Raw genomic sequence first — 12,613 nt, 5'->3', positions numbered from 1 at the left:
GCTTCTATGCAAATTATCGATAATCAAAAAACATTAGAAGAATTGTGTAATCGGTTAGCAAATAAGGCATGCTTAAGCATAGATACGGAATTTGAGCGTCGCTATACTTATTATGCTCAGCTTAGTATAATTCAAGTTAAAGCAGAAGAATATTGCGGAATAATTGATGCATTAAGCAATTTAGATTTGAATATTTTTAATAAGCTGCTTGCAGATAATAATATTACTAAAATATTTCATGCTCCTCGTGAAGATTTAGAGATTTTCTATAATTTATTTAAAACACTACCTGCTAATGTTTTTGATATACAAATTGCAGCAAATATTTGCGGCTTCGGTAAACAGCTAAGCTATGATGACCTTTGCTATAAGCTCATCGGTATTACTATCGATAAAACCCACCAAAAATCTAACTGGCTAAAACGCCCTATTACTAGTGATATGTTAAATTATGCAATGTTAGACGTGGAGTATTTGTATAAGATATATAAAGAGTTAAATAATATAATTATTAGAAATAATTTAACTAATAAATATCAAACTACTCTTAGTTCTTTATTAGATGTTAGAAATTATAAGGTTGAGTCGAAAGATGCTTGGAAAAAAATAAAATATAGAAGTGATGATAAGAGTTTTAATCACAAAATTCAAATGCTTGCAGCTTATCGTGAAGAGAATGCACAAACTATAAATATTCCTCGTAAGCATTTTATTTTAGATGAAGATTTAATAAAGCTTAGTAAATACCCGCCATTGAATCACAAGGATTTTAAAAATCTAAATTTAAAAAGCAAATATTTACACAAACAAAAATATAAAGATGAAATAATAAGTTTGTGTAATAACTTATGAGAAAAAAGCTATAAATCAAATAACTTGTAGCCTATTATGAATAGAAACAAATTAGCCAACTAATGTAACTTGTATCTCACTATCTTGTACTACTTTGACATATTCGTTGTATACATCATCAGGCAAGTTACTAAATGCCTGATCTATGATAAGTGTCCTTACTCCTACTAATGCTAATTGAAAGCAAATATCTCCAGTCTGAGTATCGCCGGATATTTGTCCTGTTTCTAGCCAATCTCCAACTGCTTGTGCAAAAAAAGCAAAAAGGTACACCGATCAATACGACAATTTTTTTTATTATATCAACCATTTTACCCTAAGTTGATTTTTGTAATAAAAATATATAAATATAATATTTTATACAATAAAAAAAGTTAAAAAAATTAAGGTTATTATACCGAAATCATAAATTTAAGCTTACGATCATGAGATTCAATCAGAACATTATCTATTAATTGTTCTTTTAAACAAACTCCGGCGGTTAATATATTTCGGTTATTATTAAGATATCGGTCAAAATGTCCTTTGCCGTATCCAAGTCTATAACCCTCCTTACTAAACGCAAGCCCTGGGATAATAACTAACTCAGGAATAAAAAAATCATTATTTATAGGTTCATAGGTTTTAAAAGCCCCTAAAGCCAATTGATCGTTATAATGATAAGGACAATATTTTATCTCATTTTTTATGATTTTCGGTAGGAAGAATCTTATTTTAGGATGTAAGTTTGTTATTTCAAGTAAGTTAATTTCGTATTTTAGAGGAAAGTAAAGTCCTACTGTCTTTACTTTTAACTCCTGTAATAACCGGCTAATTTTATTGATTAGAGAGTTTTTGACTAAATCAGAATTAATCTTATCTTGGTTTTTTATTAAAAATTCTTTGAAATAAAGACGCAGCTCTTGTTTGGTCATAAATATCCTTAAATTCGTCATTGCGAGTGACTGAAGGCCTTGTGGCATGGCTCGCTCGCTTCATCTCTGTCATTCTGCGACTTGTTGTGGGATCTAGTTAAAAATACTAATATTATTAGTATTTTTAGTGGTTTTACTGGATACCGTGGTCAAGCCACGGTATGACACCGAACTGGTTTTTCAAGCCATGCAACAACGCCGCGACTGCAAGGAGCGTGGCAATCTCATAAAGCAAGACTCCTGAGATTGCTTCGTCAAAACTTACAGTTTTTCCTCGCAATGACGTAGAAATATATCACATATTAATAGTCCTCTTATCTACACTAAGTGCTGCCTCTTTTATAGCCTCGCTTAAAGTTGGGTGAGCGTGGCAGGTTCTTGCTATATCTTCTGAAGCTGCTCCGAATTCCATATAAGCCGTAAGCGCGGCAATTAATGTACCTGCATCAGCTCCTATAATATGAGCTCCTAACACCCTATCGGTTTTACTATCGGCAAGGATCTTAACCATCCCTTCCGTACTACCGATTGCTCTTGCTCTACTATTTGCTAAAAACGGAAACTTACCGACTTTATAATTAATGCCTTGTTCTTTTAGCTGTTCTTCCGTTTCACCGACGCTTGCTACTTCAGGATAAGTATATATTACGCTTGGAATTAAGTTATAGTTAACATGTCCTGCCTGCCCTGCCATAATTTCCACGGCAGCTACAGCCTCTTCCTCGGCTTTATGAGCAAGCATAGCTCCTTTTACCACATCACCGACTGCGTAAATATTTGAAATTGCTGTTTGGAACCGGTCATTAATCTCAATGCTACCTTGCTTATCCGTAATAATACCGACAGACTCAAGTCCTAGATTTTGCGTATAGGCTTTTCTGCCTACCGCCATCAACACAATATCGCTTGTTATTACCGAACTCTTACCGCCCTCCTCTATTGTCAGATTTACTTTTCCTGACTTTACTTCAGCAGATAGCACTTTAGTATTCAGTTTAAACTCTATACCTTGTTTTTGCTGTAGTTTCATAAATTGTGTAGAAATTTCTTTATCAAGCATAGGTACAATGCTCGGTGCATACTCAATAACCGTTACTTTAGCTCCCAAGCGACGCCAAACTGAACCAAGTTCTAAGCCTATATACCCTCCGCCGACTACTATTAAGTTCTCAGGTACTTTAGAAAGTTTCAAAGCACCGGTAGATGAAACAATAAATTCTTCGTCTATTTTGATATTTGGTATTTCTATTACGCTGGAACCTGTAGTAATTAGGATATTTTTGGCTTTAATTTGCTCTTTATTTACTTCAACGATATTACTAGAGCTAATTTTAGCTTCACCTTTTATCCTAGTAACTTTGTTTTTGGCAAATAGACTTTCTATACCTTTTGTAAGATCAAGAACTACTTTATCTTTATTAGCTAGCATTTTTTGTAAGTCTAGTTTTACATCTGCAGTAATACCTATATTCTCAAAATGTTTTAGAGCTTCTTCATATTTTTCGGAAGAATTAAGTAAAGCTTTCGATGGTATGCATCCTATATTTAAACAAGTGCCGCCAAGAGTATCGCTTTTCTCAATACATGCTACTTTCATACCAAGCTGAGCAGCCCTAATACTGCCTGTATAACCGGCTGGACCGCTACCTATTACCACTAAATCAAATTCTTGCATATTTGTTTGACCTTAATAAATTGTTGGATCGTCATTGTGAGCAGCCATAGGCTGCGTGGCAATCTTGTCAAATATCCTGTGAGATTGCTTCGTCAATTACTTACATAATTTCCTCGCAATGACGTAATGCTGCTAAAAATACACCACTATCACCTTTATAACAACTTTAATCTTATACTATTCTTATTTGGTGAAGCAATAAAACTAATTAAATTAATATTATCTTCAAAGCCGATATTATCTTCAAAGCCGTTTGTATAATTTTGTAGTAAAGAAAACATCTTTTTAGAAATAGCGTAATTATGACTAGCATTTAGTGAATTTGCCTCACCTATATTTTTTATTTCTCTCATTAAAGCTAAAGGATTATCAAATTTTAACTCTATATTTTCATAGTCAACAATTACTTCGGCAAATCTTGCTTGCGAAAATAAAATCGGAACATGATCAAAATGAATAAAAGGAGTAATATGAGGAGAGTGTTTAAAATCACTTGCTATTTCGGTATCTATTAAGGATTTACGTAAATTCTTTAAGCTATTTCCTCCGACAAAATTACCGATAAAAATACCGTCAGACTTTAAAAATATTCTTATATTAGATAAAAAGCGTTGTACATCATTTATCCAGTGTAACCCTAATGAATAAATAATTAAATCAAAAGAGTCTTTTGGCAATTCTAAATCTTCATCATCGATTAATAATTTATGATTATGCTCAAAAGAATCAAGCAATAAAGGCGACATATCTGTTACGGTAATATCGGCACTTCGATAAGCATTTTTTAGTAAGCTCGTAAGATAACCGCATTTAGCCGATATTTCTAGAATATCCGAAAAATCCTTATCAATCATCCCTAATCGACTTATTATATCATTAGCTGCATGCTTGATAAATAAGCTGTTACTTATCCCCTCTACTGCATTATTTCGGTGATTTTTTAGCTTTAGTCTGTTGAATATATAATCCTCTCCTATCTTGAAGTTTCTCTCCTAAAATTGTTGTTGGTGGTCGCGAAATAAAACCCCCTAAAAAATCTCCTAGCAAACTATTTGGAACAAGTTCTCTCTGTCTTGCAGTGCGAATATCAGCCCCTTTAACTCTATCTAGCCCTTCAAAATTCTCCTGAATATCCACAACTATAGGTTTCGTATTGTTATAGGCGATAAAGGTTCTAAACTCAACAGGCTTTTTTCTGCAGGATTTAAATCCGAAGTTAGATCCAAATGCTCTAAGTAGAAAGGTTTTAGTTGTTTATCATTACTAGAAACTTTTTTGCTTTCTATCGCTGAAACATTGTTCTCGGTCTTATTAGATTCTCCTAGAGATTTATAACTACTTATACACAACAATACTAATATAAATTTCTTTAACATAAATAACCCTGTATATTATTACAGTTAATATAAATTAAATAATATATGCATCAAGTACTGATGAAATAAATTAAGGGAATTATATACTTATATAACCTATATTTTCTTTTTATTTACCCAAGATGTAAATTCAGATATACTAAACACTTCTATTAAATTACTGCCAACTTGATCCTTGAGCCATTTCAAGGCTTCTTTTTTATATCCATCACCATCAATTATTATTATAGTATCATCAATTCCTTGTTGTTTATGTTTAGCACAAGATAAGGATATTTTTTCATCAACCGATCCTCCTGATTGTTCTGGATGATATAATATAAAATCGCATTTCCATTTAGTATCATAAATATTTTTGCCAACTTCAAACTGTCTAGTATAAATAGGCTGCTTAAGGATCCTAGCTGCACTAAATCTTTTATTAGGTACAAAACAATACCCTTCTCTTTTTAGTCGATCATGTATAAAAATCTCCAGTTCGTTTCCAGTTTTATTAGCTTGTAAAATTGCAATTTGTTTTACCATTGTACTAATAATTTCTTATTAAAACTTCATTAGCTCCTTGCCCACTGTCGGATTTACAATTTATTATGCTTCTGGTGCATTTACTATATCTATACTAAAAGACTTGTATAAGTTCTTTATAAAATTGCTATCTGAATTTGAAAGCATAAAATATACACCTTTCTTATTTAATACTCTGCATTTTTCATAAAGCTTAACCTGATCTGCCTCTGTAAAGCCAAGCTTTTTGTATATTTTGTAAATGAAGTATTATTAATAGGTTGATATGGCATATAAACGAAATCTTTAGGCTTAGGCGAAATATTGCTGAAATCCTAATATATTATTTCAGCATTTTGTAAAGCTTTACTACACGCAAGTATGTTGGTGTCCTTATCAAGAATATTAGGATTCATATAAGCTCCCATCGGGACATTGCATAGTAATAATCTTGAGAGTGATTAGCTTTATGCTTAGCTAACAGCTCAATTAATGCTCGAGCTTTATCCTTAACTGTCTTGTATGTAATAATCAAATCTAAGTTTATATCTGATATAATAGCTTTGTCTGGAACGAGTGCAAAAAAAGTGCTCCTCCTATAAAAGGCTCATAATAATTATTGTAACTAGCAGGTAAGCGTAAGCACAACTCTTTGATAAGGCTTCTTTTTCCCCTGCCCATTTTATAAATGGTTTAGGGATTTCGTCTTCTGCAATCTCTGGAGAATTAATTTTTAACGGAGCTTGACCTATCATTGTTAAAGCCTCGTTAAAAGATAATGCTCCGTTTTTAACTACTGTAAGTTTCATACCGACCTACCAAGGCTTTATAAGATAAATAATTACCTGTATTTAAAAGTATAGCATTAAACATATTGCTTACATTATAGTTTTTATGGTTGCACCTAAATACAAACTCGTTTAAATATCGCTCTATGTGTTTTTTGCTAATAGAATAAGAGTCCGACTATACCACGCTTAAACACCGCCCAAAAGCTTTCTATCGTATTTGTTGGACACAGATCTTATATATTTACCTAAGTCGTGATTTATATATTCATGATTATATAACTTTTCTAATACCTTGTAAGCTCCCCATTCATCAGATAAAATAGTTGACCCTATTAGAATATTATTTATTGCACTTTTTTCTATGGTCTTTGAATTAACCTTTGTTATAACTTGAGCCTTAGCGTTACCGTTTCTCTCTATCATGCCGATTACAACGGTTTTTGTCTTTGTGCTGCGACCTTGTGTACCTTTAGTTTTTTTATTTTGATGTTTGTGCTTTTCTTTACCACCAATATACGTCTCATCTATTTCTACAGTGCTTTTTAAAGGAATACTAAAACTTTCTAATTGTGTCACTTCTTTAATCCTATGAAGCATAAACCATGCAGTTTTTTGGGTAACATTAATATCTCTTGAAAGTTGTAACAATGATAAACTTTTTTTGGCGTAGTAACTTGCAAAACTGCTGTAAACCATTTCTTTAAAGAAATCTTACTATTTTCAAAAATTGTGCCGACTTTGATACTAAAACGCTTTTTACATGCCGAACATTTGTGATGCGTTCCATCCGCATAATGAAAAATCTTTTGGTTGCCGCAATACGGACAACAAGCTCCGTTAGCCCAACGTATATATATCAGTAAAATAATCTATGCACTTTTGTTCAGTAGGTAATTTTTCGAATAAATCAACAACACTTTTAAAATCTAACACTTAACTATACTAACACAATTTTATATAAAATTGTTATATCGAAACAATTTAGGTTATACAAGATATATAGTTGCCTTAATTAATTATTTCTAAAGATATTATCTTCGTATTTTTTTCGATAATATATTTTGTAATTCTCATTTCTTATATCATTAAACCATTGGTCTTGTTGTTTTTTAATATAATAATTTAGAGAATTAGATTTACTTTTACTAGTTTGAAAATTATCTTCACAAAATTTTAAAAAACCTGATATTAAAGTGTCTACTCCATTAGTCTCAGATTTTTTCTCAAGAAATTGCATAGAAAAATTAGTAGGATTATTATGTTTTAAATAAAATTGTTTATATTTCTCATGAATTTTATTTTCTTTTTTTATTTGTTGTTCTGAAAAAGATAATTTTTTCTCTAATAATTTATGAATTTCGGTACAATCGCTCCAAGGTAATTCTATTGTTAGTTGCTCTTCCTGATATTCAAAATTATCTTGAATATTGTTAAAATCGGCATTTACTTTTACCGCACTTACTAATATTACAAAATATGTAATTAATTTAATATTCATAGAATTAATTAATTTTAGCAGGAACCGGTATCATGATACTACTTCTGTATCTTTTATTGCCACTAAAAAGTGATTTTTTTTGAACTTTGTTATTATTTACTGGAATTGTATCTTCTAAAGCCCCTTCATTATTATTTAGATAACTATGTAAGGATGCTTTATAAAGAGCCATATTACTTGCTATTTTAACTACGTCTTGTTTATATTTAAACCCTAAAGAATGTGTAGCCGAATGATAATGAGCTATCGCCTTGTGCCAGCTCCCTAGCTGATCATATTTTGAACGCAAAAATTCTGCACCGTAACGAATGTTATTATTTGGATCAAATGCTTGTTCAAGGGAATTAAAAGCCCCTAAATGATGCCTTAAGTTAATCTGCATGCATCCGACATCAATACTCTCTCGCCCTTTTATAAGCTCTATTCTAACAAAACTTACGGCTTCTCTTTTTGTGTTAAAATAATAGCCTTTTCCTTCAACATTTACCGTCCAAGGCCATACTACTCTAATTTTACGGGTTGTATGTTTTTTTCCCGATTCTTTTAAAGCTATTGAATGTAACATATTAGATGGGATATTAAATTTTTTTTCAAAGTAAGGAAAAAGTTTTGAACATTTAAAGGATTCAGCTATTTCAGGATCGGCAATAGTCGGCTTAGAGAAGAGGATAAAGGATAATAATAGGAGTAGTATGGTTTTAACGTTATTGCGAGGAAAATTACGTAGTAATTGACGAAGCAGTCCAGTAAAAAATTCTGATTTACAGAATTTTTTTATTGTTTTGCTGGATTGCCACGCTCCTTGTAGTCGCTCGCAATGACAATTTTGGCATAATTCCCAAACCATACCGGCAACGCTAAAATAACTTGAGTTACAATAAGATAAACTAGCCTACCATAACTTATCTTATGAAGCAAGGGAAGTTATAGCATTTAAGAGGTAAGGATTTAATCTAAATTCCAAGCAGCATCATTAGTGTTTTGAGGATTACCTAATATACCAGGTACCATATCCAACAAATTATTAATATCGCCTCCTGTCGCTTGCAAAAGATTACTTACTTGTGTTACAAAGTCTTCAGCAGTGCTACCTTGAGCATCTTGAGGATTAGTAGTCTCATCTAAAGCTTGCACTCCGGCATTAATTAATGTTACTAAATCCTTAGCTTGCATACCTAAAATAGTATCTTCTGTACCGCTCTCTCCTCTATTAGAACTAGTAGAAGGTTGTATATGTGGTATTTCCTCTCTGTTAGCGTGAGCAGTTGCTTGATGAACCAAAGCTGCAAGTTGTTGATCGTTAAGATTATTTTGTTCCTTTGACATTTCTGGAGATATAGTAAAATCATCCTCAGATAGATCAATTAGATCTTCTTCTTGCAATATAGAGCTTGTATCCACACTATAGCTTAAAGCTTGTAACATTGAAAAATCATCATCTTTAATTACGCTTTCATACCATTTTTTATGTTCGTTAGCTGCATGTTTTGCATTTTCATTATTTTTATAATTATTTGGAATAGCGTATAAGCCGTATTCTCCTTTATCTGCTTCGTCTATTATGATTTTAGCTATCTTCAGCTCATCTATACTTAAGTCAATATTTTGTTTAACTTTGTTTAAAAGAAGTTTCAGTATCTGATCGCCTTGTGCTGCCCCTTTATTATTGTCCCAGCCTCTTATTAAAACTACAATAATCTATATCTGATGTTTTAGCATGCTCTAATACTGCTTTTATAGCTTTCCATTATTAGCTTTTTCATTTTCACCTTGTGCGTGCTCATCTTTAATAGCATTCTCAGCCCATTTAGCAAGTTGAGCATATAATGCTAGCTCCCCTACTGCATTAAATATGGATACATGTTTACCTGGATAATCTACTTTTGTAATTATTTCAGATAGATCAAATTTTTGAACTAATTTCGGTAATTCAACAAGAAATTCATCATAATATGGTTTGTTTAAACTCCATTCTCTTCCATTTTGCTTGATTTCATTTATAGTTTCTTGAGTAAAGTTATATAATGAATATTTATTCATAATGTGATCCCTTTGTAATTATTATTGTTAGGTCCTGTACACTTTTGATTAATGATTATAATTTGCAGCTAAAAATAGCCATAATTATGATTATTCTATTACAAGAGTACAGAACCTAATTGACTGATTAAATAAAAATGTTTATTATCAATCCAAATTAAATGTAAAAGTATATTTTATGAAAGTTGTTAGCTCATTAAAATCGTTAAAAAAACGTGATAAAGATTGTCAGATCGTTCAAAGAAGAGGCAAAATTTTTGTAATAAATAAAAAGAATAAAAGATTTAAAGCAAAACAAGGTTAATTAATCGTTTTTGGAGCAAAAAAATATACTTGATGAACTTGAAAAATTAGCTACGTCGTCTTTGTAAGTCCTCGGATGCTGAGTGTTTATTATATGCTCCGCTCCTCAGTTTGCAGACTCCTTGCTCTTTTTCAATTTGATCTTCGTATATTGCTTTTCATTTTACTTCAGAGTATTTATAATACTACTTTTGAAAGAAAAGAAATAAATATGGCCGGTCATTCAAAGTTCAAAAATATTCAGCATCGTAAAGGGGCTCAAGATAAAAAAAGAGCAAAAGTTTTCACTAAATTAATTCGTGAAATAGTTACTGCAGCTAAAACCGGTTCTTCTAATATCCCTGAAAATAATCCACGTCTTAGAAATGCTTTAACCACCGCACGTAGTCAAAATCTCCCTAAAGAAAGAATAGATAAAGCTATTAATAGTGCTAATGATTCTTCTAATATCGAAAATTATACGGAAATTAGATATGAAGGTTATGCACCGAATGGTATTGCTATAATAGTTGAAGCTTTAACCGATAATAAAAACCGCACTGCTGCAGAAGTACGCTCTAGTTTTACTAAATATGGTGGGAGTTTAGGCGAAACCGGTAGTGTCAATTATTTATTCAACCATTGCGGAGTTATTCAGTATCCAATAAATATAGCATCTAATGAAGATGTTTTAGAGGCAGCCATAGAAGCCGGGGGGAATGATATTATATCCGATGATACCACCCATACAATCTATACGGATATTGAAAATTTCTCTAAAGTTCTAGAATTTTTAACTGGCAAATACGGCATACCTGAAGATTCGTATATAGGCTGGATCCCATTAAATACAATAATTATAGATGATAAGGAAAAAGCTGAAAAATTACTAAAGCTTGTGGAAGTTTTAGAAGAAAGCGATGATGTGCAAAGAGTTTTTGGGAATTATGAGTTATCTGATGGTGTTTATGAAATAATACAAGGAGAACCATGACTTATAATGATGCAAATTATCAAATAATTATTTTAGCAGCCGGTAAAGGTACTAGAATGGAGTCCGATTTACCGAAAGTAATGCATAAAGTCGGTGGAGTTCCAATGCTTGAAACGGTATTAAAGAATTCGCTTAACGTCACAAATGATGTAATTATAGTTTATTCAGAAGCACTTAAAAAACATTTAACGCCCTATGAAAATATGTGTCGTTTTGTACTGCAAGAAGAACCTAAAGGTACAGCTCATGCTACTTATGCAGCAATAGATTTAATTAATAAAAATAAAACAATATTAGTTTTATACGCTGATCATCCTCTTATTACTCCAAAACTTATGCATGAATTAATAGCTTATTTAAGCCTTACTAATTCTGCATTAGTGACTTTAAGCTTTGAGAGAGCAAATCCGGTTCAATATGGAAGAATAGCTACTGATAAAAATGGTGAATTTTTAGAGATAATCGAACATAAAAATGCAAGCGAAGAAGAGAAAAACATAAAGCTTTGTAATTCAGGTATTATGGCTTTCAGTAGCGAAATTTTAAATAAATACTTACCTTTATTTGCTACTAATACTAACGGTCATAAGGAAGTTTATTTAACTGAAATAGTAAAAATATGTAAAAATCACGGTGAAAAAGTTTCATATTTATTATCTACTGATCATGATTTAATTGTTGGTGTTAATACTAAAAATGAGCTAGAAGAAGCTAATAATATTTTTTCTCAGAATAAGTCTTAGCTTTGTCGTATGGATACCCGAGTCGTCATTGCAAGCGACTAAAGGCTTTGCGGTATAGATCATTTTATGTCATTCCCGCGAAAGCGGGAATCCAGTAAAACCTACAAAAAATTTGTTTTTATAGGTTTATTTTTTTGGATCCTCGCTTTCGTTGGGATGATATCGAGTAGGCTTTTTACTCTATGCAACAACATCAATACCTTGTGAGAATGACATAGGAAGCCATATAGGCAATGCTAAAAGTTTTGGAGAGATGGCCGAGCGGTTTAAGGCGCACGCCTGGAAAGCGTGTTCACGGCAACGTGTCGGGGGTTCGAATCCCCCTCTCTCCGCCAGCTCAGTTTATGGTATACTCGAATGATTTCAAGAATTGAATTTGTTATCAAATGGTGAGTGTGTATAGCTTATACTTAATAAGTGAGTATGTGAATTCATGAAGATAACAAAGAGCAATTCTTAAAAGCAGAAGAGTATGTTATGCTTGTTTATTTTCTTTATAAATACTTAGTATATTTATCTAGTAAAATCCTAATCATTTTTTGATAAGGAACATGTGCAGTTGCTGCTTATGATTTAAAAAATTCTACGCTCTCTTTACTTAAAGAAATGGTTACTTTTACTGAATCATCTTTTAATAAAAGTTCTCTAGGGTGCGGCAAGAAATCTTTTACTATTTTTACTTCCCCTATTTCCCCATCAGTGTATTTTATTCTCTTGCTTATAAATTCTCTTACCTTTATGCCAGTATCCTAAAAATTCTTATATGATTATCTCGGAACGTAAAACGGACTGTTAAAATATTACCATCAAAACTGTACCTAAACAAAAATATCTTTTTTCTGTAATACTAACGTACACCACGCTCTAGTCTGGACAGTTAGCCAATTTTTGTAGTTTATCGAACCGGAAAGCCAAATAGTAATCAAGGTTTCCACTGTCGAATA

14 protein-coding genes, 1 tRNA gene and 7 pseudogenes are annotated in these 12,613 nt (G+C 31.9%); 5 read left to right on the top strand and 17 right to left on the bottom strand.

Annotated features, from left to right (window positions below; genetic code table 11):
* Positions 1 to 6: 6 nt before the first annotated feature.
* Complete coding sequence (locus RMA_RS04235; protein ID WP_014365731.1) at positions 7 to 852, top strand: ribonuclease D; 846 nt, start codon at positions 7 to 9, stop codon at positions 850 to 852.
* A gap of 51 nt (positions 853 to 903) precedes the next feature.
* Here RMA_RS04235 and RMA_RS04230 read toward each other — a convergent pair.
* The 16 genes and pseudogenes from RMA_RS04230 to RMA_RS04165 all read right to left on the bottom strand — a co-directional run bounded on the left by RMA_RS04230 (position 904) and on the right by RMA_RS04165 (position 9,650).
* Positions 904 to 1,132, bottom strand: a pseudogene (locus RMA_RS04230) (hypothetical protein).
* A gap of 112 nt (positions 1,133 to 1,244) precedes the next feature.
* Positions 1,245 to 1,766: a 5-formyltetrahydrofolate cyclo-ligase gene (locus RMA_RS04225; RefSeq protein ID WP_041404735.1), complete on the bottom strand. Its 522-nt coding sequence runs from the start codon at positions 1,764 to 1,766 to the stop codon at positions 1,245 to 1,247.
* 28 nt (positions 1,767 to 1,794) lie between these two features.
* Positions 1,795 to 1,959 (bottom strand): annotated as a pseudogene (locus tag RMA_RS12280) (MFS transporter); the annotation flags it as partial.
* Between the two features lie 102 nt (positions 1,960 to 2,061).
* Positions 2,062 to 3,441: a dihydrolipoyl dehydrogenase gene (gene lpdA / locus RMA_RS04220; protein WP_012152890.1), complete on the bottom strand. Its 1,380-nt coding sequence runs from the start codon at positions 3,439 to 3,441 to the stop codon at positions 2,062 to 2,064.
* 155 nt (positions 3,442 to 3,596) lie between these two features.
* The gene (locus tag RMA_RS04215; RefSeq protein WP_269208498.1) at positions 3,597 to 4,334 is read right to left on the bottom strand and encodes a methyltransferase domain-containing protein; all 738 of its coding nucleotides are present in this window, start codon (positions 4,332 to 4,334) and stop codon (positions 3,597 to 3,599) included.
* Between the two features lie 31 nt (positions 4,335 to 4,365).
* Positions 4,366 to 4,817, bottom strand: a pseudogene (locus RMA_RS04210) (hypothetical protein).
* Between the two features lie 96 nt (positions 4,818 to 4,913).
* Positions 4,914 to 5,342, bottom strand: a complete 429-nt coding sequence (locus RMA_RS07605; protein WP_049749364.1) for a PD-(D/E)XK nuclease superfamily protein — start codon at positions 5,340 to 5,342, stop codon at positions 4,914 to 4,916.
* 117 nt (positions 5,343 to 5,459) lie between these two features.
* A pseudogene (locus RMA_RS12005) lies at positions 5,460 to 5,749 on the bottom strand (DNA adenine methylase); the annotation flags it as partial.
* A pseudogene (locus tag RMA_RS10960) lies at positions 5,734 to 6,002 on the bottom strand (DNA adenine methylase). The pseudogenes RMA_RS10960 and RMA_RS12005, both read right to left, overlap by 16 nt.
* Entirely contained in the window at positions 5,918 to 6,130 is a 213-nt protein-coding gene (locus RMA_RS04190; RefSeq protein WP_041404734.1) for a hypothetical protein, read from the bottom strand. The pseudogene RMA_RS10960 and the gene RMA_RS04190 overlap by 85 nt, the downstream one beginning before the upstream one ends.
* Before the next feature lie 168 nt (positions 6,131 to 6,298).
* Positions 6,299 to 6,808, bottom strand: coding sequence for an IS1595 family transposase (locus RMA_RS04185; RefSeq protein ID WP_012152888.1), 510 nt, complete (start codon positions 6,806 to 6,808; stop codon positions 6,299 to 6,301).
* Positions 6,809 to 6,912: 104 nt separating this feature from the next.
* Positions 6,913 to 6,963, bottom strand: a pseudogene (locus RMA_RS12275) (hypothetical protein); the annotation flags it as partial.
* A 161-nt stretch (positions 6,964 to 7,124) separates the two neighbouring features.
* On the bottom strand, positions 7,125 to 7,610 hold the full coding sequence (locus RMA_RS04180; RefSeq protein WP_041404733.1) for a DUF2532 domain-containing protein: 486 nt from the start codon (positions 7,608 to 7,610) through the stop codon (positions 7,125 to 7,127).
* A gap of 4 nt (positions 7,611 to 7,614) precedes the next feature.
* A complete protein-coding gene (locus RMA_RS04175; RefSeq protein WP_012152886.1) occupies positions 7,615 to 8,457 on the bottom strand; it encodes a lytic transglycosylase domain-containing protein in 843 nt (280 codons plus the stop codon).
* Between the two features lie 101 nt (positions 8,458 to 8,558).
* Positions 8,559 to 9,035: a hypothetical protein gene (locus tag RMA_RS04170; RefSeq protein ID WP_041404732.1), complete on the bottom strand. Its 477-nt coding sequence runs from the start codon at positions 9,033 to 9,035 to the stop codon at positions 8,559 to 8,561.
* Between the two features lie 309 nt (positions 9,036 to 9,344).
* Positions 9,345 to 9,650 carry a hypothetical protein gene (locus RMA_RS04165; RefSeq protein ID WP_041404731.1) on the bottom strand — a complete coding sequence of 102 codons (306 nt, stop codon included), beginning with the start codon at positions 9,648 to 9,650 and terminating at the stop codon, positions 9,345 to 9,347.
* A gap of 178 nt (positions 9,651 to 9,828) precedes the next feature.
* Here RMA_RS04165 and ykgO point away from each other — a divergent pair, with 178 nt between their 5' ends.
* The 4 genes from ykgO (at position 9,829) to RMA_RS04145 (ending at position 12,004) form a co-directional block, all read left to right on the top strand.
* The gene (gene ykgO / locus RMA_RS04160) at positions 9,829 to 9,954 is read left to right on the top strand and encodes a type B 50S ribosomal protein L36 (RefSeq protein ID WP_012152884.1); all 126 of its coding nucleotides are present in this window, start codon (positions 9,829 to 9,831) and stop codon (positions 9,952 to 9,954) included.
* Between the two features lie 210 nt (positions 9,955 to 10,164).
* Positions 10,165 to 10,926 (top strand): YebC/PmpR family DNA-binding transcriptional regulator, encoded by a 762-nt coding sequence (locus RMA_RS04155; protein WP_041405007.1) that lies wholly within the window; start codon positions 10,165 to 10,167, stop codon positions 10,924 to 10,926.
* On the top strand, positions 10,923 to 11,669 hold the full coding sequence (locus RMA_RS04150; RefSeq protein ID WP_012152882.1) for a sugar phosphate nucleotidyltransferase: 747 nt from the start codon (positions 10,923 to 10,925) through the stop codon (positions 11,667 to 11,669). Before RMA_RS04155 ends, RMA_RS04150 begins: the two co-directional genes overlap by 4 nt.
* 247 nt (positions 11,670 to 11,916) lie before the next feature.
* Positions 11,917 to 12,004, top strand: a tRNA-Ser gene (locus tag RMA_RS04145).
* Positions 12,005 to 12,144: 140 nt separating this feature from the next.
* Here the strand turns inward: RMA_RS04145 and RMA_RS12000 are convergent.
* Positions 12,145 to 12,391 (bottom strand): annotated as a pseudogene (locus tag RMA_RS12000) (CopG family transcriptional regulator).
* Between the last annotated feature and the right edge of the window lie 222 nt (positions 12,392 to 12,613).

Source organism: Rickettsia massiliae MTU5 (assembly GCF_000016625.1).
In the GTDB taxonomy this organism is placed as follows: domain Bacteria; phylum Pseudomonadota; class Alphaproteobacteria; order Rickettsiales; family Rickettsiaceae; genus Rickettsia; species Rickettsia rickettsii.
The sequence above is the reverse complement of the archived record's forward strand: the minus strand, read 5'-3'. Positions and strand labels throughout refer to the sequence as shown.

Bases quoted from the DNA above. Each gene is read 5' to 3' on its own strand.
- RMA_RS04175 (WP_012152886.1), bottom strand. From the start codon at position 8,457: ATGGTTTGGGAATTATGCCAAAATTGTCATTGCGAGCGACTACAAGGA.
- RMA_RS04170 (WP_041404732.1), bottom strand. From the start codon at position 9,035: ATGTTACAAGCTTTAAGCTATAGTGTGGATACAAGCTCTATATTGCAA.
- RMA_RS07605 (WP_049749364.1), bottom strand. From the start codon at position 5,342: ATGGTAAAACAAATTGCAATTTTACAAGCTAATAAAACTGGAAACGAA.
- RMA_RS04155 (WP_041405007.1), top strand. From the start codon at position 10,165: ATGGCCGGTCATTCAAAGTTCAAAAATATTCAGCATCGTAAAGGGGCT.
- RMA_RS04150 (WP_012152882.1), top strand. From the start codon at position 10,923: ATGACTTATAATGATGCAAATTATCAAATAATTATTTTAGCAGCCGGT.
- RMA_RS04235 (WP_014365731.1), top strand. From the start codon at position 7: ATGCAAATTATCGATAATCAAAAAACATTAGAAGAATTGTGTAATCGG.
- RMA_RS04165 (WP_041404731.1), bottom strand. From the start codon at position 9,650: ATGAATAAATATTCATTATATAACTTTACTCAAGAAACTATAAATGAA.
- RMA_RS04180 (WP_041404733.1), bottom strand. From the start codon at position 7,610: ATGAATATTAAATTAATTACATATTTTGTAATATTAGTAAGTGCGGTA.
- ykgO (WP_012152884.1), top strand. From the start codon at position 9,829: ATGAAAGTTGTTAGCTCATTAAAATCGTTAAAAAAACGTGATAAAGAT.
- RMA_RS04190 (WP_041404734.1), bottom strand. From the start codon at position 6,130: ATGAAACTTACAGTAGTTAAAAACGGAGCATTATCTTTTAACGAGGCT.
- RMA_RS04225 (WP_041404735.1), bottom strand. From the start codon at position 1,766: ATGACCAAACAAGAGCTGCGTCTTTATTTCAAAGAATTTTTAATAAAA.
- RMA_RS04185 (WP_012152888.1), bottom strand. From the start codon at position 6,808: ATGGTTTACAGCAGTTTTGCAAGTTACTACGCCAAAAAAAGTTTATCA.
- lpdA (WP_012152890.1), bottom strand. From the start codon at position 3,441: ATGCAAGAATTTGATTTAGTGGTAATAGGTAGCGGTCCAGCCGGTTAT.